Raw genomic sequence first — 20654 nt, 5'->3', positions numbered from 1 at the left:
CTACTCAATCGAACGTCAGCGACTCACACAGCGCACGTATTTCTTCGCGTACAAACTCCGGCACGTCTTGCGACGTAACCGGGCTTTTTCCATTCTGCAATCTACCGATGACGTCTTCCAACGCAACGGAGGTCTTTATGAATTCGTCTGATGAAACAGCTTCATGCATCGCCAGGATAGTGCGCTCCTCTTGCGTCGCCTCGAGCGACCAGCACGCGGCGAGAACTTTATAGCCTAGCCGTTGTACGGCATCGACTGCCGGCTTCATCCGATTCGCGATAGCCCGGTGACTCATCAGGCCACCCGCCTCCTCTTCGTACCACTCCACCAGCCCCAGAATGCGGTGCTGAAGATCGCGACGATCCTGCTGCGCAGCGTCGGTCGTCACGCTGCTCGTTGCAATGTGCCGGACCACCGCCTGAACGGCAATCAACGTGAGAACAATCTGTTGACGTATCGACAAAAACGAATCACGCGGCCGGAAGAGTACATAAACAAGCAGCCCGATGCCGCAACCAATGGCAGTATCGAGTCCACGCGCCAGGAGAAGTGTGCCGGGCTCGGCCACGCTGTGACCGCCCGACGCAATCAGTAATGCGATTGACGTGACGAACACGACGGCAAATGCGTAATTGCGCGTGACCAGCATCTCGACGCAAAACTGGAGGCTCATCATGGTTAGCACGAGCCATGCACCGGCTGGATGAATCGCGAGTATGGCACCTGCCACCCCTAGCCCGACCAGCGTGCCGATGGTCCGCTCGACGCCCCGTCGCAAGGTGCGTTGCCACGCCAATCCCTGATGCAAAACGAGCACGGCGGCGGCCATTGCCCAATAGGCGCGCTCCAGACCAAACGCCGCGCCAATTGTGCCGGCCACCGCCACCGCAACGCCTACACGCAGCGTGACCGCCGACGCAGCGGAATTCCATTCAAGCGATTCGACTATTAATTCGGACGAGCTGAGACGTCCCAAAGGAAAATCAGATTGCCGCGAGGGACTGCGACTATCTGCGGACGAATTCGCCAGTTGCCCAACGTCAGAAGCCCGCGTCGCCAGAACGCGCCTGTCTATTTCAGACGACTTGCCAGCATTGACGCACGCGGCAAAAAGCAGATGCAGTTCGCGATTGAGAGCCAGCAAGTGCAACAGCGCCGTATCGGGATGAACATGAAGCGGCTGATAAGTCACGAGCGCGGCCCATGCATCATGAAGTGATAGAGCGGCGTCGTGGCGAGCCTGATCCTCTTCTCCTGTGCCAACCATTTCTGCGAAATGTTCAACCGCGCGCGATGCCGCCACGACCGCCTGCCGCTCGGGACCGCGAGGCCAAGAAATTCCGGCCGCCATGTGCACGATCCACGATACTGCGCCCCCCGCCAGAACCAGCGCGCCGACCTCGTAGAACGCCATATGAGCGACGGGGACACTCGTGCCCGCGGCACAGGCCAACGCGAACATATAAGCGCCTGGCTGGCCGATTCTGATCGCATGGCAGATAAACGTCGCGAGCATTGCAATCACGACGAGCAGAGGAATAGCCAGCCCCGGCAGATGCTGTACGCCCACGCCAAGGCTCACGACAAGGGCAAACGAGAGCGAAATGCCGGCGAGTACCCACGCGCGATTGCGATAAGGTCGATCGGACGCATAAAGCGACGTGAACGCGCCGAGCGTCGCCATTAATCCTGCCGATAAGTGCCCGGACAGCCACCCGGTCGCCACCAGCACTCCAATGCTGATTGCAGCGCGGCTCGCGACTGGCCAACGCGGTCCGGATTTTCGGAGATGAAAGAACTCGGCGATCACTCACTCAACCTTATTGGAGCGGCGAATCAGAACGGTATCGGTCCGAGCCTCTTTAATGAACCAGGCAGCTTGCCGTGAAATGCGGACCGCGCTTTACATAGCTCGCTGCTTTATACGCGCCGCCACTACCGCGCCGTGACTGTTGCGACGCAGATCATCTGGAAAGCACTAATGCAGCAAGCCATGTAGTGCCATCATACCGGCTCCATACCATTTGCCAATTTGGCGTCGTCGGCTTCGCGTGAAGTCAGAAACGATAGAAACTCTTGCACAACCCCACGTTGCTTTGTCGCCGTGCAGATCGAGGCTGCAAAAATAGTGGTGACCTGAGTCGTAGGCGGCATTGCACCGACCACCTCGATACCGGGCAAGTGGATTAGTTCGCTGAATTGCTGAAAGCCGAGCGCGACATCGCCGCGCGCGACCAGCGCACCGACAGGAACGCCGGCCGGCGCTTGCACGATACGCGACGCGATACTTTCCGCGATACCCCAACGCTCGAACAGACGCGTCAGATGCGTACCGCTCGGCCCCGTCGAATAGCCGATGCTGCGCACATTCAGAACAGCCTCGCGGAGCGCGGCCTCTGTACTGATGTCCGGATGCCGCGCGCCCGCCGCCACCGCAATGGCAACGCCCGAGCGCGCGAGACTGACCTTGCTGGAGGGATCGACATGGCCGGTCGCAGCCAGACGGTCGAGTGCATCCGAAGCCAGCACGACAATATCGAATGATTCGCCATCCTGAACTCGTCGCGCAGCATCGACACCGCCGACCGACTCGATGATCACCCGCTGCCCCGACTTGCGCTCATAAGCTGCCGCAAGTTCGGCCAGTACCTGGCGCGTGGCCATCGACGAAATGCCGGTGATCGGTTTGCGCCCAGCTTGACCGCTGACCATATCGATCACCCTGTTCAATCCTTGTAGCGCAAGCCGGCCTTTTCCAACGGTCCGCGCATGTTGTACATATCCAGACCCAGTATGCCGCTCGCCAGCTTTGCACGCTTCTCGCCTTCGAACGCTTCGCGCGCGGCCGCTTTCTCAAGGACGGCAGCGGCGATTGTCGACGGCACGATCACAACGCCATCGTCGTCCGCGACCACCACATCGCCCGGCGTGACCAGCGCGCCTGCGCAAACCACCGGGATGTTCACCGAGCCGAGTGTCGCCTTGACCGTACCCTTCGAGGAAATCGCCTTGCTCCAGACCGGGAAATTCATTTCGGTCAGCACGCTCACGTCGCGAACGCCTGCATCGATAACCAGCGCATGTGCGCCCCGCGCCTTGAAACTGGTTGCCAGCAAGTCACCGAAATATCCGTCGGTGCAGTCCGCTGTCACGCCTGCAATCACGATGTCGCCCGGTTGAATCTGCTCAGCTGCGACATGCATCATCCAGTTGTCGCCGGGTTGCAGCAGCACCGTGACCGCCGTGCCGCTGGCGCGCGCGCCGACATAGATTGGACGCATATACGGCTTCAGCAGACCCACTCGCCCCATGGCTTCGTGGACAGTCGCCGACCCGAGCGCACCGAGCTTCGCGGCAACGTCTTTATCCGCGCGCGGGATGTTGCGATATACCACTCCAAGTTCATACATGATCAATGTCCCTTCGATTTAAGCAGCGCATCGAGGCGAGGATAAACACGCCGCGCGTTTCCTTCATAAATCTTGTTCCGCTCTTCCACGTCGACATGCGCCGCTTCGATATAGCGCTTCGTATCGTCGAAATAGTGACCCGTTTCCGGATCGATGCCGCGCACTGCACCGATCATTTCGCTCGCAAACAGAATGTTGTCGACGGGGATCACGCGCGTCAGCAAATCGATACCAGGCTGATGGTAAACACAGGTATCGAAGAAAATGTTGTTCAGCAGATGATCCTTCAGCAAAGGCTTTTTCAGTTCCTGTGCGAGTCCGCGGAAACGTCCCCAGTGATAAGGAACCGCGCCGCCGCCGTGCGGGATCACGAAACGCAACGTCGGGAAATCGCGGAACAGATCCGATGTCAGGCATTGCATGAACGCGGTGGTGTCAGCATTCAGATAGTGCGCGCCCGTGGTGTGGAAACACGCATTGCAACTCGTGCTCACGTGAACCATAGCCGGAATGTCGTACTCGACCATCTTCTCGTAGATCGGATACCAGTAGCGATCGGACAGCGGCGGGCTGGTCCAGTGACCACCCGACGGATCGGGGTTCAGATTGATCGCGACATTGCCGTACTGCTCGACGCACTTGACAAGTTCGGGGATACACGTGGCGGTATCGACACCGGGACTTTGCGGCAGCATCGCTGCTGGAACGAAGTTATCGGGGAAGAGTTGGCTGACCCGGAAGCAAAGCTCATTACAGATTGCGGCCCACGTAGCGGAAATCTGCGCGTCGCCAATGTGATGCGCCATGAAACTTGCACGCGGGCTGAAGATCGTCAGATCGAGGCCACGCTCACGCATGAGCTTCAACTGATTGCCTTCGATCGATTCGCGCAATTCGTCATCGCTAATCTGCAACTCGGACGCCTTCGGCATCTCGGACGGATTCTTGATACCCGCAATCTGGCGGTTGCGCCACATCTCCAGCGCTTTTGGCGCAGTGGTGTAATGGCCATGAATGTCGATGATCACCGTCTCTCCTCAGAAAATTGATCTAACCAGCGGCGCGCTGCGGCAAAGCCGCACACGCGCCGCCTTGATTCAGTGTGCCGCGTTCGTACGAGGCGCTGCTTCGCCGGCGCTTACGCGCTGGCTCACCAGAATAGCAATGGCAGCGAGCGTGGCGGGAATAGCCAGCATGGCGAGAATACCGCCGAACTGCCAACCCAAACCCAGCAACGCGCCACCGATCGCCGAGCCAAAGATGCTGCCGAAACGCCCCATGCCAAGCATCCAGCTCACGCCCGTGGCACGCGCCACGGTCGGATAACGGCCAGGCGCATAAGCGTTCAAACCGGTTTGCGCACCGCTCATGCAGAAGCCTGCGGCAAACACCAGCATCGCGAGCGACGATGACATCGCGCCGATGTAGCCGAGCCCGAGCACACACAATGCACCGCCCAGATACGCCGCACTGATCACCGGAGCCGGGCGAGCCTTGTCCATGATCCAGCCCACCAGGACTGCACCGACCGTGCCGCCAATCTGGAACATTGCCGTCACGTTGGCGGCTGCGGTAACCGTCAGACCCGCATCCTTCATCAGCGTCGGCAACCAGCCGGTCAACAGATAGATCACCAGCAGGCCCATGAAATACGTGACCCACAGCGCGATAGTCATCGTGCTATAGCCCTGCGAGAAGAGCACGCCAATCGGCTTGCGCGTGGGCAGCGGCGGTTCATTCGAAACGAACACTTCGTCGCCGGCAAAACGCGCGCCGCACACGCGGCCCAGAACAGCGCCAATACGCTTTGACGTTGCGCCACGCACTGCGAGCAAACGGGCCGACTCAGGCAGCAACCAGATTTGCAGCGGAATCAGAACCAGTGGCAGCGTGCCGCCGAAAATCAGCACCGAGCGCCAGCCGTGTACCGGAATCAGCCAGCCTGCAGCAAAGCCGATCAATGCCGAACCCAGGTTGAAACCCGTGAACATGATGGTGATCAGCAATGCGCGCTTGCGCTGTGGTGCGTACTCCGACAGCAGCGTCGTCGAGTTCGGCATGGCAGCGCCGAGTCCGATTCCGGTCAGCAGACGCAGCAGCGCCATAGCGGCCGGTGTTTGCGTGAACGCTGTCGCAATCGTGAAAACGCCAAACAGAAACACCGAAGTAATCAGCACCCATTTGCGGCCGATGCGATCCGACGCAGGGCCCGCAGTCAGCGCGCCGATCACGAGACCGATCGGCGCGGCACTCATCACCAGACCGAATGCGGGACGCGAAATCGCCCAGTCGTGAATGATGGACGGCGCGACAAAGCCCATGATCGCGACGTCCATGCCGTCGGCGGTCACAACCAGAAAACACAGCGCTACCAGTAGCCACTGATATGCCGAGATAGGCCGCTCGTCGATGAACGCCTTGATATCGATTCTCTTACCGCTCGTTGTTCCACTCGTCATCAGATTTCTCCTGTCCCCTTCATTGGTTTTGTAGCGCGGCCAAAGCCGGCATTTGCCTTACGATCAGTGCAAGAGCAGGTGCCGTCCCCCTCGGCCGGAGCCTCAGGCTGGATACTTTCATCGCCCCCGTTGCCGGTCGTGTCGATGGTGCGTCGCCTACCTTCCTCATGTAACTGACGCCGAAGGTATCCGTTCGACCACTGCTTCCAAAAGTGCGGGTTAACCAGATGCGTGGACGAAGTATCCGCCTTTTCACTGTTCCGCATAGCACCGCCGAAACCAGCGAAACCCCTTCCGAAAGGCTGTCAAATAAGGTTGAAGGCCGCCTCGTCGGCCCTCCAAAGCAGCCTCGGCGACTGCCCGATGAATTGCACCTCGATAAACAAATCAGATGACGCACGAACGAAGTCGCATAGAACGGGTAAGCGAGCCCGAGTTTTTATCCGGACTCGCAAAGACAGGCACGTGCGGGAGGAACGAAACGCGGCACTGCGTTGGCTAATAGCGATGACTTCTGGCGCGCGACAGCACGCAACGCGTGGGTCGTCGAGCCCAACGAATTTGAATCTCTTTCAATCTCTTTCTCCATCTAAAAAAATTATTGCGTGTTGTAGCGAGGACCATTGCGGAAATGCGCAATCCGCCTCGGTCGATAAAGCGAAAGCCCCTGCACTGCGGGACTTCGAGCAACACCGATTGAAACGTAATGTTTCTGCAAGCAAGTTACGACCGCTTCTCAAGCCGCACGACTCTGGTTAACCCCGGATTTCGTCGCCGTCATGGCGCGGCTAACGTCGCGTCAAAACTCAGCCAGCGCGCTCACTCGCCACATGATTCGGGTGGCCTTGCCACCCCGGCCTTCTATGGATACGTGGAGGCTGCGCGTTGTTCGCTGTATCTACTGAGAGAGCACAAGAATGAGCGGAGACAAAAGCACTTACTTCACGCATGAAGACGACGATCGGTCTCGCACTGACGCACTCCCAATACCTGTACCCAACATACGGTAAGAACTAACTGGCCTTACCTCTTCCAGAAAGTCACAAATAAAACAATTAGCTATGTTGAATAACATTGCGGGCGTACAACACATAACACAGCCCGCTTTGCGCAAGAGTGCTGTTCTATTTAGTGCCCAAGTATTAAAAAAGGAGATGTGAATCGATGAAAACAAACACCAGATACGCAATGCATTGCGAGTACGTCATGTGTTCTGAATGTACACGCGCGGTTCTGATGCTCGATACAAAAGACACGTCAGGGAGACAAGCATGAGAGCTTTGCATCCTCGCCAGTTATTCGCCCATGCCCGTGCGCGCACAGCGTCGATATTGACCCTGGTCACCGTCTGCGTCGGCGCCACGATTGTTGCGGCGTGCGGCGGTAGCGTCAGCAGCAGCAGTGGTGCCAGTACCACTACTACTGCGGCGTTATCGGTTGTCACTCCGGTTGTCGACTGTTCGAAGCTGGCCGCGATCGACATCACCGACATCGGTGGCGCAGGCAGCTCCATCACTTCCGCGACCGTCACCGCTGCCACCGTCAACGGCGCGACCGTCAACTTCTGTACGGTGAAAGGCACGCTTGCTCCGTCGAACACGTTCGAAGTCGCGTTACCCGTCAGTACCTACACGCAACGCTTTGCAGCGTTGGGTTGCGGCGGCCTGTGCGGAAATCTGAGTGACCCGACCCAGCAAAGCTCGTTCAGTTTCAGCTACACCTGCCCGCTGGTACAACACGGCGGTTTCGTGACGGCAGCGACCGATATGGGCCACTCGGGACAGAGTTCAAGCTGGACCACCGACCCGCAAAAGCAGGCTGACTTCGCTTATCGCGGCCAGCACATCACGACGCTTGCGGCGAAGAAACTGATCAAGGCCTATTACGGCCAGGTTCAGAAGTACTCGTACTTCATCGGCTGCTCTGACGGTGGCCGCGAAGCGTTGATGGCCGCACAGCGCTATCCGGCAGACTACAACGGTATCGTCGCGGGCGCTCCGGCTGCTCACTTCCAGATCCAGAACTCGCTGTATCACGGCTGGAGCGTGGAATCGAACAGCACCACCGGCAACAGCACCGGCAATGCCGTGCTCTACGCAGACAAGGCACTCGTGTTGCACAAGGCAGTCGTCGCTGCGTGCGGTGGCCAAACCGGCGTGCCTGACGGCCTGCTGACCGATCCGCGCACGTGTAACTTCAACCCGGCATCGATCCAGTGCGCGAACGGCGCGACCAGCACAAGCAATTGCCTGACCGCAGCGGAAGTCGCAACCGCCAGCAAGATTTACGGCGGACCGGTCGATGCCACGACGGGTGAACGCATGCTCGCAGGTTCGCCGCAACTGGGCTCGGAAGCGAACTGGGTTGGCGTCGAAGTGCCGACGACGAATTCGACGGATGCACCGGTGCCGGTCACGGGTCTGTTCAGCTATTCGATCGTAACGGGCGCCTATAACCTGATCTTCACAGGTTCACCGAGCATGCCGAATGTCGACACGTTCGGCTATCAGGATGCAAGCTTCTACCCGACGTTCCTGGCTGCAAATCACCCGCTCAACGACGCAACCAACCCCGATCTTTCCGCCTTCCAGAAGGCAGGCGGCAAGCTGATCCTGTGGCACGGCTGGGCTGACCAGCACATCTCGCCGCTGTTCACGATCAACTATTTCGAGGCGATGCAGAACACGATGGGCGAGTCGAACGTGAGCCAGTTCGCGCGGATGTACCTCGTGCCCGGCGTCGGCCACTGTGGCGGCGGCGAAGGCTTCCCAAACATCGACCTGGTGACACAGGTGACGGGCTGGGTCGAGCAAGGCACGGCACCGAACGCGGTGATGACGTATCAGACCGATTCGTCGAATGCAGTGACGGCGTCGCGCCCGGTGTATCCGTATCCGGCAGTGGCGAAGTTCACCGGCACTGGCGACTGGCACAACGGCGCCAACTATGTTCAGGGCGACCCGCTGTACAACGCATCGGCACCGGCGTGGGCGGGCTCAAGCTTCTACACGGCATATACGGCAAAGACGCAAGGTGTCGCAGCGCCGTAAGCCAGTTGTCGTAGCTGATTAAAAAGCCGGCTCTCGGGAGCCGGCTTTCTCCGAGCGAAATTGCCTTGATCGCGGCAATTTCGCTTTTCCATTTGCAGAGGTAAATGCGCCGTTATCAGTTCTCCTCCTTCCCTGCGCCATCCCAATCGAGTTTCCCTGCCGACTTTCCCGCCACCGAGTACAACGCACCTGGCGCATTTCTCGTGCGCTGGAACTCTTCGAGCGTTTCCCCGCGCATCGCTGCATAGATATGAAGATTCGATGCGCCGACCACTGCACCCAATTTTTCGAGCATGAAGAAGATGACGCCATAGTGCAACAACGCGCGCCAGTCGCGCCGGCGAATCAGATCGCGCTCTTCGGCGGATAATCCCGCTGCCTCGAAACTGGCTTCCGGGTCGCGAACGAATGCCTCCCGATGAGCCGGCTCCACCATACTGTGCAGGTAGTTGTTGATGCGGAATGCCCTGACCGCAACTTCAATCGAAAAGGGATAAGTACCCGCCAGTTTCTCCGCGTCGGTCAATTGAACCGCCATACGCTGCCGATGGCGTTCAATGATCGAAGGCTTCGCTTCACCCGCCTCGCCTTCGTAGATCGCGGTCGCAATGCCCGCCATGGACGGCAGGTAATAGCTGCGATGTTTGCAAATCACGTTGGCCGACAGCGCACCGCGCATGGTCAGCCACATGACGACTTCCGCACCTTCATAGCCGCCGAGTTCCGCGTATTCGGCGAGCGTCATGTCGGCGAGTTGCTCTGGATCGCTTTCAAAGAGATCCAGAAAGCGCTGATCCCATTCCGTATTGTTAAAGCCCGCGCGCTCTCCGTGCACCTGATGCGAAAGGCCGCCTGTGGCGAGGATCGCCACCTTCAGATCTTCCGGATAACTTTCAATAGCGCGCCTGAGTGCCTGACCTAACTTATAAAAGCGACGCGCGCTGGGCATGGGCAATTGAAGCACCCCCATTTGCAGCGGCACCAGCTTCACCGGCCATTCAGGCTCATGCGGGCACAACATGGACAGCGGGGAAAAACAGCCGTGATCGAGCGCCTTGTTCTGAAAGAACGACATGTCGAACTCGTCGGTCATCAGCGAGTTGCCAATGTGGGCGGCCAGTGCCGGATGCCCCTTGATTGGCGGAAGATCACGCGCGCCGCCGCCCTCGTCGGCAACCGGCCACTCCGGTCCGACACCCAGCGCAAAGGCCGAGTAGTGATCGAAAAAAAACGACGTGACGTGATCGTTATAGATAGCGACGATGACGTCAGGACGTTTTTCGTCAAGCCATTCGGCGAGTGGCGCGAAGTTTTCGAAGATGGGGGCCCAGACAGGATCGTCGCGCTTGTTCTTGTCGAAAGCGAACCCGATGGTGGGTGTATGCGAGGCGGCAATGCCGCCGATGATGCGTGCCATACCGTACTCCCTTGAAAACGCGTTGAACCGGTGCTGTTATCGCGTGGCACCGGTTGATCGAGGCGAGCGTCGACACCATGACGTTAAAGCGCAACGGCTCCGCAGTCGGTGAGGATTGGCGAATCTTGCCATAAGCGAACGACACTGGAATTGATCCAGCGCCATGTTCGCGCCAGCAGGCCAATGCGATGAATTCTCCTACGTTTTTTCGGCATCCGGCGTATGCGATAAAGCATCCGCGTGATGCCTATCGTCGCGAGTCGACAGTATTGTTTATTCGTTCGACGACAACGCTGTGGCGCGAACCCAACGCTCTTTCAAACCACGTTGCGAAGTAGCCCGAAGAGCTTTCTCTTTTATTTATCGGGCTTTCGGTTGTCGAGTCCTCATTCTTACAAATCTTCGTCGCGTCGCATGGGTCAATCGGGTTCGTCACCAAAGTACTCACAACAAAAATAGCTTATTTTTCAACGCACTATCGCGTCACCCCCAAAAAATCCGACAACTGAAGCGATCGCAGTAGTTCGCGTAAACCCCGGAATTTCTGGTGATACTGCGAATGACATCGACCGATTTTCCGACGGTTTTAGCCACTTCCTTACGGTCATCGCGCCGACTATATTGAACCCCGTTCAGCGTCGCTGCTGCACCGCACGAGAAACAAAATACCCGGAGACGATCGATACACACGTTCGGTAAAGCGCAAATTACGGTGGTATCGACGCACTCATCGCGTTGACCACGTAACTCACCGCAGCAGCAGATTTCCGCCGGTGTGGGCCGTGTGCCTCTGGAGGGAGGCCGTGATCCGGTTAAGCGACGTCAGTGCGCGCAACGACCGCCCGAAAAAAATTCATTATTTACAAACTGAATCATTTGGAATTACTAAATAAAAGAAGGAGATCATTTCGATGAAAAAGACGCAAATTGCACTCGCAGTTCTCGCAGGTACTTTTATCGCTACGGCGGCGCATGCTCAAGGCAGCGTCACTCTCTTTGGCATGATCGACACAGGCATCACGTATGTGAGCAATCAGTCCGGCAAGAGCAACGTCAAGATGGACGACGGCGTGAACGGCCCGAATCTGTGGGGCATGAGAGGTTCGGAAGATCTTGGCGGAGGCACCAAAGCGATCTTCGAACTCGTGAATCAGTTTCAGGTCAACAACGGGCAATTCATGCCCAACTCGAGTCTGTTCAGCCGCACGTCGCTGGTGGGCCTGGTCAATGACCGCCTTGGCAAGTTCACCATGGGCAATCAGTATGACTTCATGACAGACTCGTTGTATTTCGGCGGGAATGACCCGGCTGAAATTTCAGGCCACTTTTACGATTTCCGCGCAGGTCCGTTCCAGAAGCTCGATCTGCCGTCGAATGCAACCGGTGCATTCGACTGGGACCGCATGGCCGGTGAGCGTATCGCCAGCTCGGTTAAATACGTCACGCCGATTTTCGATGGATTCAGCGCGGGCGCGATGTACGGCTTCGGCGGCGTAGCAGGCTCGATTGGGGCGGGCAACTCGACAAGCTTCGCCCTCAACTACGCGGCGGCCTCTTTCGGCGCCAACGCTGCCTACACGAATATCAAGTACTACACCGCCGGATCGCCACAGGTCAGCGTGCGCAATTGGGGCGTCGGCGCGCACTACAAGTTTGGCGCGTGGTACACCAACGCATTGTTTACCACTGTCCATAACTCGGCGAACGGCGGCTCGGTGTATCAGGGTTCGGCAGGCGCGCACTATAACTTCACGCCGGCACTCAGCGCGGGTGCATCGTATATGTACATGAAAGGCAACTCGGTCGTCGACAACAACCATGCTCATCAGGTCGCGGGTATTGTCGATTACGCGTTGTCGAAGCGTACAAGCGTCTATGTACTCGGCCTGTATCAGCGTGCAAGCTCAGGCGGCCTCGCGCAGATCAACGGCATGAACAGCTCGGACGGCGCGTCCAGTGGCACCACCCAGGCCATTGCGCGCGTGGGCCTGCATACGCGTTTCTAATCCGCAGATGCAGGCGACGAATGGGGCTCACTCACCGGCCTCGTTCGTCGCATTCGATATTCAGAAAACAATGGTTGGGAACGGGTCCACTGCTACTCAGAACCCGCGATCCCGACCTGACAGGAGAAGAATATGAAGCGAATCAGGATGCACCTGTTTGCGGCGCTGACTATTGCTGCGTCGTTGTCGGTCGGAACATCGTCGGTATTCGCACAGGAATCTTCTGTGCCGGCGACGGGCGCGGCAGCATCTACGCCGACGTCGAAAAGCGCGGCTAAAGCACAACGCAAAGCCGCGCGCAAAGAAGCCCGCGCCAGGAAGAATGCAGAACTCAAGAAACTCGAGGATGCTGGCGTCAATCCGGCCACACGAGACGACGAAAACTACTCGAAAGATCTTCAGAATGCAGAGAAAAAGACAGGTGCCGCTCACGGCGCAAGTCAGTGAGAATTTGGCGGCGAGGCATTGTCTCACCTGACACGCGCCGCTCAATCTTTCTTTCTGGGCGCAAGGGTAGAACGGGCTTTCGAATCTGCCTGAAAAAAAAACGATAGTTACAGCTTGTGTTGCGCGCCGGATGTCAGAATCTAATTCTCTATCGGCGCGCACCCTCTTCCGCCAGGGCACCGCAAGCATTTTTCCGCACGGGCATCAGCTCTCTTCGATCTGAATGCCCTACTTGCATCTACCGCCTGATTTCAGGCCGTTGTGCTGATAAAAATCCCGCTCACGTTAGACGTACCGTTTTGCAAACTACTCGCAAGCGTGGTTAGAAACGTTTGCAGATTCGCGGTCGAACTGGCGGACGACGGATCACCCGGCGATCCCAGCGCCGTCAGGAGATTCTGAAAATTATCCGACAGCGACCCGTCATCCGACGACGTATCTGTTGTATTTGCATCCGCCGACGTATTGTCCGAATCCGCACTCGACGCAGAGGACGACGTCAGCGACTGCGCGAGACTCTGGAGCGCCGACGCCAGATCACCACCGTAGCCTTGCGCAATTAGCGGCGGAGGGGGCGGCTCAAGCATGGTGTCATCGGAGGCCACGTCGGCATCATCTGTGCCATCAGTGCTATCCGCGTCATCCGTATCGTCCACGTCGTCGGTGGAGTCTGTATCAGGGCTTGCGTCCACGCCGTCTATCGTCTCGGAGATACTGATCGAAACCGTGCCGTCGGTAGCGGACGACGCCGATCCCGGACCCGCTGCCTGAAACAAGCCGCCAAGGAACTGCTGAAGCGCCGCGTTGATCCCACTAGCGGAAGTCGAAGAAGTGGCCGACGTCGAGTCAATTGACGAGGAGTCAGGAGTCGAGGCCGTCGACGATGTGCTGCCGGAAGACACGCCAATCTGCGCGAGTGCGGCCGCGATTGCAGCGGCCAGCGGATTGGTGGCCGACGCACTGTCAGTCGACGACGAGTCGGAGTCGTCTGCCGGTGAATAGGTCTTCGCATTGCTCGACCACCATGCCGGCGTGCTGCCAGTGCTTCCCGATAAAGCGGAAATGGACATCAATGTACCCCGTAAGATTAGCGAGACCTCCCGCAGAGAGGTCGATCCAGTTTGTGGAAACGTTAGTCGCTATTACGGCCGAATTAGCTCAAATCTAAGAGCACATTCAGTGAGACTGGCTTACCGATTCTTTTCGCGGATTCGATCTGAGGGAAAATAATTGGTAAGGTATTTGGCTAAACTAATATGTTCTCGCCATCCGCCACTTCGGAACCACATGTTCCCCTACCCGCGAATCAATATTCGTCGGCGCACCGGGGTCAGGAACATCGACACCCGGCCGTGCTTTAGCAAAGAAAATCGGTGTTCTGTTCGGCCACATGACACATGTGGCCCGCGGTTCAATCTGCCGCCCCGGAAAGAATCTGCTGGATGCCCTGTACGAAGGCTTCAACCGGCTGACCGCCGGTCATCAGATGGCGGCGATTGAATATGATGGACGGCACTGACTGAATACCCATCGCATGGTTGTTCCGCTCTTCCGCGCGAACTTCGGCGGCGTACTCCCCACTTTGCAGGACCTCGCGCGCCCGCACAGCATCGAGTCCGACTGATTGCGCCGCCTCGATCAGCACTTCATGGTCGCTCGGATCGCGGCCCTCGGCATGATATGCGCGAAGCAGAGCCATTTTGAGTGGCAACTGCGCACCTTCGAGACCGGCCCAATGAATCAGGCGGTGCGCATCGAAAGTGTTATACACGCGTGTACGTGGGCCGAATTCAAAACCGACGCTTGCACCTCGCTCACGGATCATCGCCTGAGTTTCGGCGATCTGTTCCGGAGTGCGTCCATATTTCTTGCCGAGATAATCGACGATATCCTCGCCGCCCGATTCCATGTCCGGATTCAATTCGAAAGGATGCACGACGACTTTTGCATCCACCGTGTCGCTCAGGCGGGACAGGGCGAGTTGAAGTGACGAGAGTCCAATAGCGCACCAGGGGCACGCGATATCGGAGACAAAATCGATGGTGAGCGACTGTTTCATGGCTTTTCAGACCTGGTTTAACCTGTTGCGCCACGAGCGTGGCAGGAGAGACGGCTGCCTGCCAGCGTAGCCTGGATTGCCGGGTCTTGCAGCGCACAGCGGACGCAGGCGCTTACGGCTCGCAGATAGACAAATCCACAAGGCAAAAACCGTTTCATCATGAAACCGTTACCGAAAAATTCCGAGACATATCATAACTATTTTATGTATGCCATCCACTTCCGCTCATTCATTTACGCTGAACGCTAGATAATACATTTAGTGAACGCTACACTAAGTGTCATTCACGCTAATGCACGGAATTGCTGCGCAGCATCGCGGTCATTGATGAACGGGTTTTACAATTGAGCTGATTCACCTCCTATGCTTTTGGCGCATACATATACAAACCATTGAATTTAAAGGGATTAAAAAAGCATGGTGACGCCTATCCTTTGATTGACATGCAATAGACGATTACGAAATGCCTGCTGAATTTATCGCTCGCATTACCAATCCATTGTGCATATTCAGCATTTGCCACGACATAAATAGCGCAGCCGATCAGGATCAATATCCAAGCAGGCCTGAAGGCGTAACGTAACGGCTGAGTCGGACTTCGCAAAACGCGGTCCAAACGCATTACCTGCGTTTTTCAAGTCGATCGCGTAAACGGGGAGCGAATTTGGCAGCAAAAGCGCTCCGGAAATTCCTGGTAGTTTCCTGATTTCATCTAGATGAGCACAACCAGAATACCGCCGTGGGGCATTCGTAAGCTGGGAGCGATCCGTCCGCTACTCGCGAGGGCATTTGTTCCTGCCGCGCGCAATCTGCAATACATGAGTCGCAGAATGCGTCCGCTCGCGATCATTGCGATCATCGGCTTCCCGCTTTATTACTATGTCTGGCACGATCTCTTTCCGCAGACTTACGAGAACCTGCCGCTGCGGTTGATCGGCTCCGCGCTGTTCGTCCCCATTCTGTTCTCCGGGCGCTGGCCGGAACGCGCAAAGCGATTCTTGCCCTATTACTGGTACGCAACGATCTTCTATTCGCTGCCGTTCTTCTTCACGTTCATGCTGTTGAAGAACAATGGCTCCACGGTATGGATCGAAAGTGCATTGATCGCTGCCTTCGTGCTGGCGGTGCTGCTCGACTGGCTGATGCTGATGCTCAATTTCATCATTGGCGTCGGCGTGGCACTTCTCGTGTATTGCCTCACCACTGACCCGATCGTTTTCGGCGCGACCTATCCGATCCACCTTGCGATTTTCTCGTTCGCGGTCGCCATCGGTGTCGTGGCGAACTACGATATGGATCGCGTCAGGATCGAACAGGAACGCGCCATGCTCGCCACGGCAAGCAGCATTGCCCACGAATTGCGTACTCCGCTTCTCGCGATCCGTGCCGGTGCTTCCGGGCTTGGCCGCCATCTTCCTTCGCTGCTCGAAGCCTATTCGATCGCCCAGCAGAGCCAACTGGAAGTTCCGCGCGTTCGCCTGGTACATCTCCAGTCAATGGACGGCGTGCTATCGCGCATCGAACAGGAAGCGATTCACTCGAATGCGATTATCGACATGTTGCTCGCAAATGCACGCTTTACGAGCGGCTTTTCACACGGCGCCGTCAGTTGCTCGATTGCGCAGTCGGTCAGAAACTCACTCGAGCGCTATCCATTCCGCGAAGGCGAGCGCCAGAAAGTACTCACCGATCTCGCCACTGACTTCAGCTTCCATGGCTCCGAGATGCTGATGGTCCACGTTCTGTTCAATCTTCTGAAAAACGCATTGCGCGGCATGGCGAGCGTGGAAAGCGCGCTGATCTCGATCCGGCTCGTAAGCGGCCCGCGAAACAATCAGCTGCTGTTTCGCGATACCGGAGCGGGAATCGCGCCGAATGTTCTTCCGCACATTTTCACGCGCTTTTATACCTCGCCGACCGGTGTCGATGACGCGTCGATCGGGACGGGCATCGGCCTTGCCTTCTGTCGCGACGTAATGCGCGCGATGGGTGGCTCGATCGAATGCAAATCGGTCGAAGGAATGTTTACCGAGTTCACTTTGACGTTTCCCCGGCCATGACGAAGCACGCAATCAAGCCTTTCTATTTTCCGACGACAGTGACCTTCGTCGACGACAGTTCGACCTTTCTGTCGAACCTGTGTCTTCAGCTTGACCCAGGGCTCGCGTTCCGTCTTTTCAGTTCGCCTGCCGACGCGCTCGAGTTCGTGAATAACCGTCCTCATGCCGGTCTCTCCGACGAACCGATTTTCGCGCCGTTTCGCGACCGCACCGACGAAGACGTCGCCCAGCAGGTTATTGCGCTGAGCGTCAAAACGGTGCGCCAGCAGGTTCTCAACGCTCACCGGTTCCGCGCAATGTCGGTGGTGGTCATCGATTACGACATGCCTGGCATGAACGGCCTCGAGTTCTGCCGCCGCATGACGGACCCGGCAGTGCGCAAGATCATGTTGACCGGCAAAGCCGACGAGCATATCGCCGTGCAGAGCTTCAATGAAGGCATTATTCATCGCTTCATTCGCAAGCAGGATGCGTCGGCGGTGCCGGCGCTGAACCGCGCTGTGCAAGATTTGCAGAAGGCCTATTTCGACGACGTGTGCCAGTCGATACTCGATACTCTCGCTGTGTCGGAATACGCGTTTCTGCGCGATGAAACGCTCTCCGCGCGGGTGAGTGCACTCTCTTCTTCTCTGGGTATTGTCGAACACTATCTGTCGTACTGCCCCAGCGGACTGCTGATGCTCGACAGCGCAGGCAACTCTTATCTGCTGATCGTGCATACGGAAGAAACGTTGCGGGGTCTACGCGAGATCGCCGTCGAACAGGGTGCACCGGCGGGCTTTCTGGACGCGCTGGACAGTCGGCACAGTCTGCCGTACTTCTGGCAATCCGATGGACACTATCCGGCCGGCTGCATCGCATGGCAGGACTATATGCACACGGCAACGCAATTGAACGGCAAGCAGAGTTATGTTTATGCAGTCATTCCGAATCCACCAGGACTGGATCTGGATCGTGTAATCAGCTACGACAACTACCTCGAAAGACTTGACCGCGATATGTAAAAGACGAGGAGTCCGCGAATCCGCACTCCTCGTCCAGTTGCTACCGCACTATCGGTTTATAAAGCCATCAGGCCGTTACCGCACTTCTCTCGCTGACAAACTCGCGCTTGCGTCTGCGTGACGACAACTCGTCGCCGAGACGGCGTGTAGACGGCCACTTGTCGAGTTCGACCTCACTGCGAATGTCGCGGCACACACTTGCCACTCTTTCGAGTTCGGCATCGCTCAAACCTGCATGGATAGACAACCGGATCAGCGAGCGATTCCGTGGTGTCGCCGGTGCGCAGAACACCGAGCCGAAAATGCCGCGCGACTGCAACGCATCGCGTAACACGATGGTGCGCTGCTCCGTGCCTGCTTCAAGCGCGATGATCTGGCTCTGACTCCCATTCAGGTTGTACCCCAACTCCGTCAGCCGCTGCCTCAACCATGCGGCACTCGACGCAAGCCTCACGCGCCGCCGCTCTGAGCGCTCGATTACCGAAAGCGTCGCGTCGAGTCCGCTGATTTCGTGCGGCAGCAAAGTCGAACTAAAAATGGCGGGGTTCGATTCGCATTTGAAGTACTCCTGGAATTCGACAGGGCATGTGACGAAACCAGCCCGCCCGGCGAATGCCTTCGCAAGACTCGCGGTACGGAATGCGACGCGCGACTCGAGCCCGAGTTCGACCACCAGTCCCGCTCCATGCGGACCATGAGTGCCGAGGGAATGCGATTCGTCGACAACGAACACGCAATCGTGCAAATCACACACATCCGCCAGTTCGGCAAGCGGGCAAACACTGCCAGTCGTGCTATACACCGAATCGACCAGTACCACGCCCTGTCCATATCGCAGGATTTGCTGTTCGAGGTGGAGTGCATCGTTATGCCGGAAAGCGACGGGCACCGCGCCTGCGCTGCGGACACCTTCCCACAACGAAGCGTGCGCCATCATGTCGACATAGACCGGCGTTTGCTCCGATGCAATGGACTGGATCAAACCGGTATTGGCCGCATAGCCCGACTGACACAACACGCCCGATTCCGCGTGCATGAAAGTCGCCAACCGGTTCTCGAATTGCAGTTGAGGACAGTCGCCGTGGAGGAATACCGCTGACATCAATAACCCGTTACCGCTCTGGAGCAGCGTTCTGGCGACGCTGGCAATAATGTCCGGGTGCCGGGCAATGGCGAGGTAGTCGTTGCTCGACAAATGCAACGCATCAGCTCCCGGAACGAGGCCATGCATGATATGCCCGCCATTCCAGGTCTCCTGCACGCGTTCGCGGTAATACTTTTCGACACGCGAAGTGACGAAACCCGGCAACGCTGGCCGGGAGTGGTCCGGAGTCGACCGGTTGAAAGCATTCTTCATTTTCAGCTCCTTATGGTTAGCTACCCGTAGCGGACAGCGGGTCCATAGTGAGCCTGTCATTTATGACGCGTAAGCAAAGTCTTCGAGGTTATGCTTTATAAAGCACGATCTGTTTGAAAAAAGACTCTAATAGCTACGTTGTGGCGATTGACGACGAGTTCCTTACACAAAGATTCGACGCATTGCCGAATGCGAAATGGATAACATCGCTAATTGAACGGTTTTCTCCACGCGTTTGAAAACCGTTCCGAAGTACCAGTAACTTTCAAGTAAAAAGTACTGACTGTTATGCGTTGATGAGTCGCTCGATGACTCGACGCGCGCGATTAGGACCCACGTCTACATGAATATCGAGCCGCGAGCGGGTCGGAAAATTGAGTTGATTCCGGTACTGCGCTTCGATGATGGCTTTGTCTTCATCGAATGTGGCCGCCGTTTGCTCCACAACTGTTTGCGCGGCGTTCTCGCGGTCTGGATGCGGATTGGTCGCGACGCTCCAGAAGTAGTGAGTGGTAGTGTCGGTTTCGGGCGTGATTCCATGGAACCCGCGCATATGAAAGCCGGCACGATCAGGGTTATCGAAATGCCCTGAACCTACGTCCATTGCCCCTGTCCAGATGCGTACGTGAGTCACGTGAAATTCGATCTCCTGCCATCGGTCGACACGGCCCTCGAAAGGCCACGCAGCGGTGTAAGTGGGCGGCGGTTCGGAATCCGGCATCAACCGGACGAGACGCACCACGTCGCCTTCGCCACTCACTTTCGTCTCAGCATTCATATGAACGCGCGCATTACCACCAATAGTCTTCAGATGCACATACCCGAGATGGCTCAGATCCATCAGGTTGTCGTGGATCAACTGGTAAGGCGCGTCGTAGTGATAGCCGCCCCCGCCAACTGCAAAGTCCGGGTGGCCGTGAATGGGATAGGACGGCGGCGCTTTAGTCGGCAAATCGTCCGGCGTCGCGCCGATCCACACCCAGATGATCTTGTCCTGCTCCTTGACCGGATAAGAGATCACCTTCGCTTTCGACGGAATGCGCTCCTGTCCGGGTATTTCAATGCATGTACCCGCGCAATTGAACAGCAGGCCGTGGTAACCGCATCGCAGGCCGCCTTCTTCGACTTTTCCGCAAGACAGCGGCAACTCCTTATGACAGCATCTGTCTTCCAGCGCACCGACTTCTCCTGACGGCAACCGGAAGAACACAATTGGGCGGTTCAGAATTTTTCGTGAAAGCGGTGCGTCTTTCAGGTCCCACGTAAAACCCGCTACCCACCATTGGTTCATGGGAAAGGAGTGCGCTGGGGAAGCGGGAATAGCGTCAGTGCTTTGCATATTCATATCGCCATCAGAAAAGTATTCGCTCGTCGGATAAACGAGT

Annotated in this window: 15 protein-coding genes; 5 read left to right on the top strand and 10 right to left on the bottom strand. The window is 57.2% G+C overall.

Annotation, left to right across the window (positions count from 1 at the left end):
* Nucleotides 1-4: 4 nt before the first annotated feature.
* The 5 genes from BLS41_RS18295 to BLS41_RS18275 all read right to left on the bottom strand — a co-directional run bounded on the left by BLS41_RS18295 (nucleotide 5) and on the right by BLS41_RS18275 (nucleotide 5869).
* Nucleotides 5-1570, bottom strand: a complete 1566-nt coding sequence (locus tag BLS41_RS18295) for an FUSC family protein (protein ID WP_171910265.1) — start codon at nucleotides 1568-1570, stop codon at nucleotides 5-7.
* A 434-nt stretch (nucleotides 1571-2004) separates the two neighbouring features.
* Nucleotides 2005-2712 carry a substrate-binding domain-containing protein gene (locus tag BLS41_RS18290; RefSeq protein WP_171910328.1) on the bottom strand — a complete coding sequence of 236 codons (708 nt, stop codon included), beginning with the start codon at nucleotides 2710-2712 and terminating at the stop codon, nucleotides 2005-2007.
* 14 nt (nucleotides 2713-2726) lie between these two features.
* Complete coding sequence (ligK, locus tag BLS41_RS18285) at nucleotides 2727-3410, bottom strand: 4-carboxy-4-hydroxy-2-oxoadipate aldolase/oxaloacetate decarboxylase (RefSeq protein WP_074767325.1); 684 nt, start codon at nucleotides 3408-3410, stop codon at nucleotides 2727-2729.
* 2 nt (nucleotides 3411-3412) lie between these two features.
* On the bottom strand, nucleotides 3413-4438 hold the full coding sequence (locus BLS41_RS18280; RefSeq protein ID WP_074767322.1) for an amidohydrolase family protein: 1026 nt from the start codon (nucleotides 4436-4438) through the stop codon (nucleotides 3413-3415).
* Nucleotides 4439-4507: 69 nt separating this feature from the next.
* On the bottom strand, nucleotides 4508-5869 hold the full coding sequence (locus BLS41_RS18275) for an MFS transporter (protein WP_074767320.1): 1362 nt from the start codon (nucleotides 5867-5869) through the stop codon (nucleotides 4508-4510).
* Between the two features lie 1271 nt (nucleotides 5870-7140).
* Between BLS41_RS18275 and BLS41_RS18270 the strand changes: the two genes are divergently transcribed.
* The gene (locus tag BLS41_RS18270) at nucleotides 7141-8919 is read left to right on the top strand and encodes a tannase/feruloyl esterase family alpha/beta hydrolase (protein WP_074767317.1); all 1779 of its coding nucleotides are present in this window, start codon (nucleotides 7141-7143) and stop codon (nucleotides 8917-8919) included.
* 115 nt (nucleotides 8920-9034) lie between these two features.
* Here BLS41_RS18270 and BLS41_RS18265 read toward each other — a convergent pair whose 3' ends face one another.
* Nucleotides 9035-10336 carry a gallate dioxygenase gene (locus tag BLS41_RS18265; protein ID WP_074767315.1) on the bottom strand — a complete coding sequence of 434 codons (1302 nt, stop codon included), beginning with the start codon at nucleotides 10334-10336 and terminating at the stop codon, nucleotides 9035-9037.
* A gap of 911 nt (nucleotides 10337-11247) precedes the next feature.
* Between BLS41_RS18265 and BLS41_RS18260 the strand changes: the two genes are divergently transcribed.
* Both BLS41_RS18260 and BLS41_RS18255 read left to right on the top strand, forming a co-directional pair.
* Nucleotides 11248-12342, top strand: a complete 1095-nt coding sequence (locus tag BLS41_RS18260; protein WP_074767312.1) for a porin — start codon at nucleotides 11248-11250, stop codon at nucleotides 12340-12342.
* 132 nt (nucleotides 12343-12474) lie between these two features.
* Complete coding sequence (locus BLS41_RS18255) at nucleotides 12475-12789, top strand: DUF4148 domain-containing protein (protein ID WP_253189705.1); 315 nt, start codon at nucleotides 12475-12477, stop codon at nucleotides 12787-12789.
* 251 nt (nucleotides 12790-13040) lie between these two features.
* Here BLS41_RS18255 and BLS41_RS18250 read toward each other — a convergent pair whose 3' ends face one another.
* Both BLS41_RS18250 and BLS41_RS18245 read right to left on the bottom strand, forming a co-directional pair.
* Nucleotides 13041-13859, bottom strand: a complete 819-nt coding sequence (locus tag BLS41_RS18250; protein WP_074767310.1) for a hypothetical protein — start codon at nucleotides 13857-13859, stop codon at nucleotides 13041-13043.
* A 341-nt stretch (nucleotides 13860-14200) separates the two neighbouring features.
* Nucleotides 14201-14848 (bottom strand): DsbA family oxidoreductase, encoded by a 648-nt coding sequence (locus BLS41_RS18245; protein WP_074767307.1) that lies wholly within the window; start codon nucleotides 14846-14848, stop codon nucleotides 14201-14203.
* 818 nt (nucleotides 14849-15666) lie between these two features.
* Here BLS41_RS18245 and BLS41_RS18240 point away from each other — a divergent pair.
* Together BLS41_RS18240 and BLS41_RS18235 are read left to right on the top strand one after the other, a co-directional pair.
* A complete protein-coding gene (locus BLS41_RS18240; RefSeq protein ID WP_253189704.1) occupies nucleotides 15667-16908 on the top strand; it encodes a sensor histidine kinase in 1242 nt (413 codons plus the stop codon).
* Complete coding sequence (locus tag BLS41_RS18235) at nucleotides 16905-17912, top strand: response regulator (RefSeq protein WP_074767301.1); 1008 nt, start codon at nucleotides 16905-16907, stop codon at nucleotides 17910-17912. Before BLS41_RS18240 ends, BLS41_RS18235 begins: the two co-directional genes overlap by 4 nt.
* 67 nt (nucleotides 17913-17979) lie before the next feature.
* On the opposite strand, the gene cqsA is transcribed toward BLS41_RS18235, so the two are convergent.
* Together cqsA and BLS41_RS18225 are read right to left on the bottom strand one after the other, a co-directional pair.
* A complete protein-coding gene (gene cqsA / locus BLS41_RS18230) occupies nucleotides 17980-19269 on the bottom strand; it encodes an alpha-hydroxyketone-type quorum-sensing autoinducer synthase (protein WP_074767298.1) in 1290 nt (429 codons plus the stop codon).
* A 286-nt stretch (nucleotides 19270-19555) separates the two neighbouring features.
* On the bottom strand, nucleotides 19556-20614 hold the full coding sequence (locus tag BLS41_RS18225; RefSeq protein WP_074767295.1) for an aromatic ring-hydroxylating oxygenase subunit alpha: 1059 nt from the start codon (nucleotides 20612-20614) through the stop codon (nucleotides 19556-19558).
* Between the last annotated feature and the right edge of the window lie 40 nt (nucleotides 20615-20654).

It is taken from the genome of Paraburkholderia fungorum (genome assembly GCF_900099835.1).
GTDB classification, from domain to species: Bacteria; Pseudomonadota; Gammaproteobacteria; order Burkholderiales; family Burkholderiaceae; genus Paraburkholderia; species Paraburkholderia fungorum_A.
The sequence above is the reverse complement of the archived record's forward strand: the minus strand, read 5'-3'. Positions and strand labels throughout refer to the sequence as shown.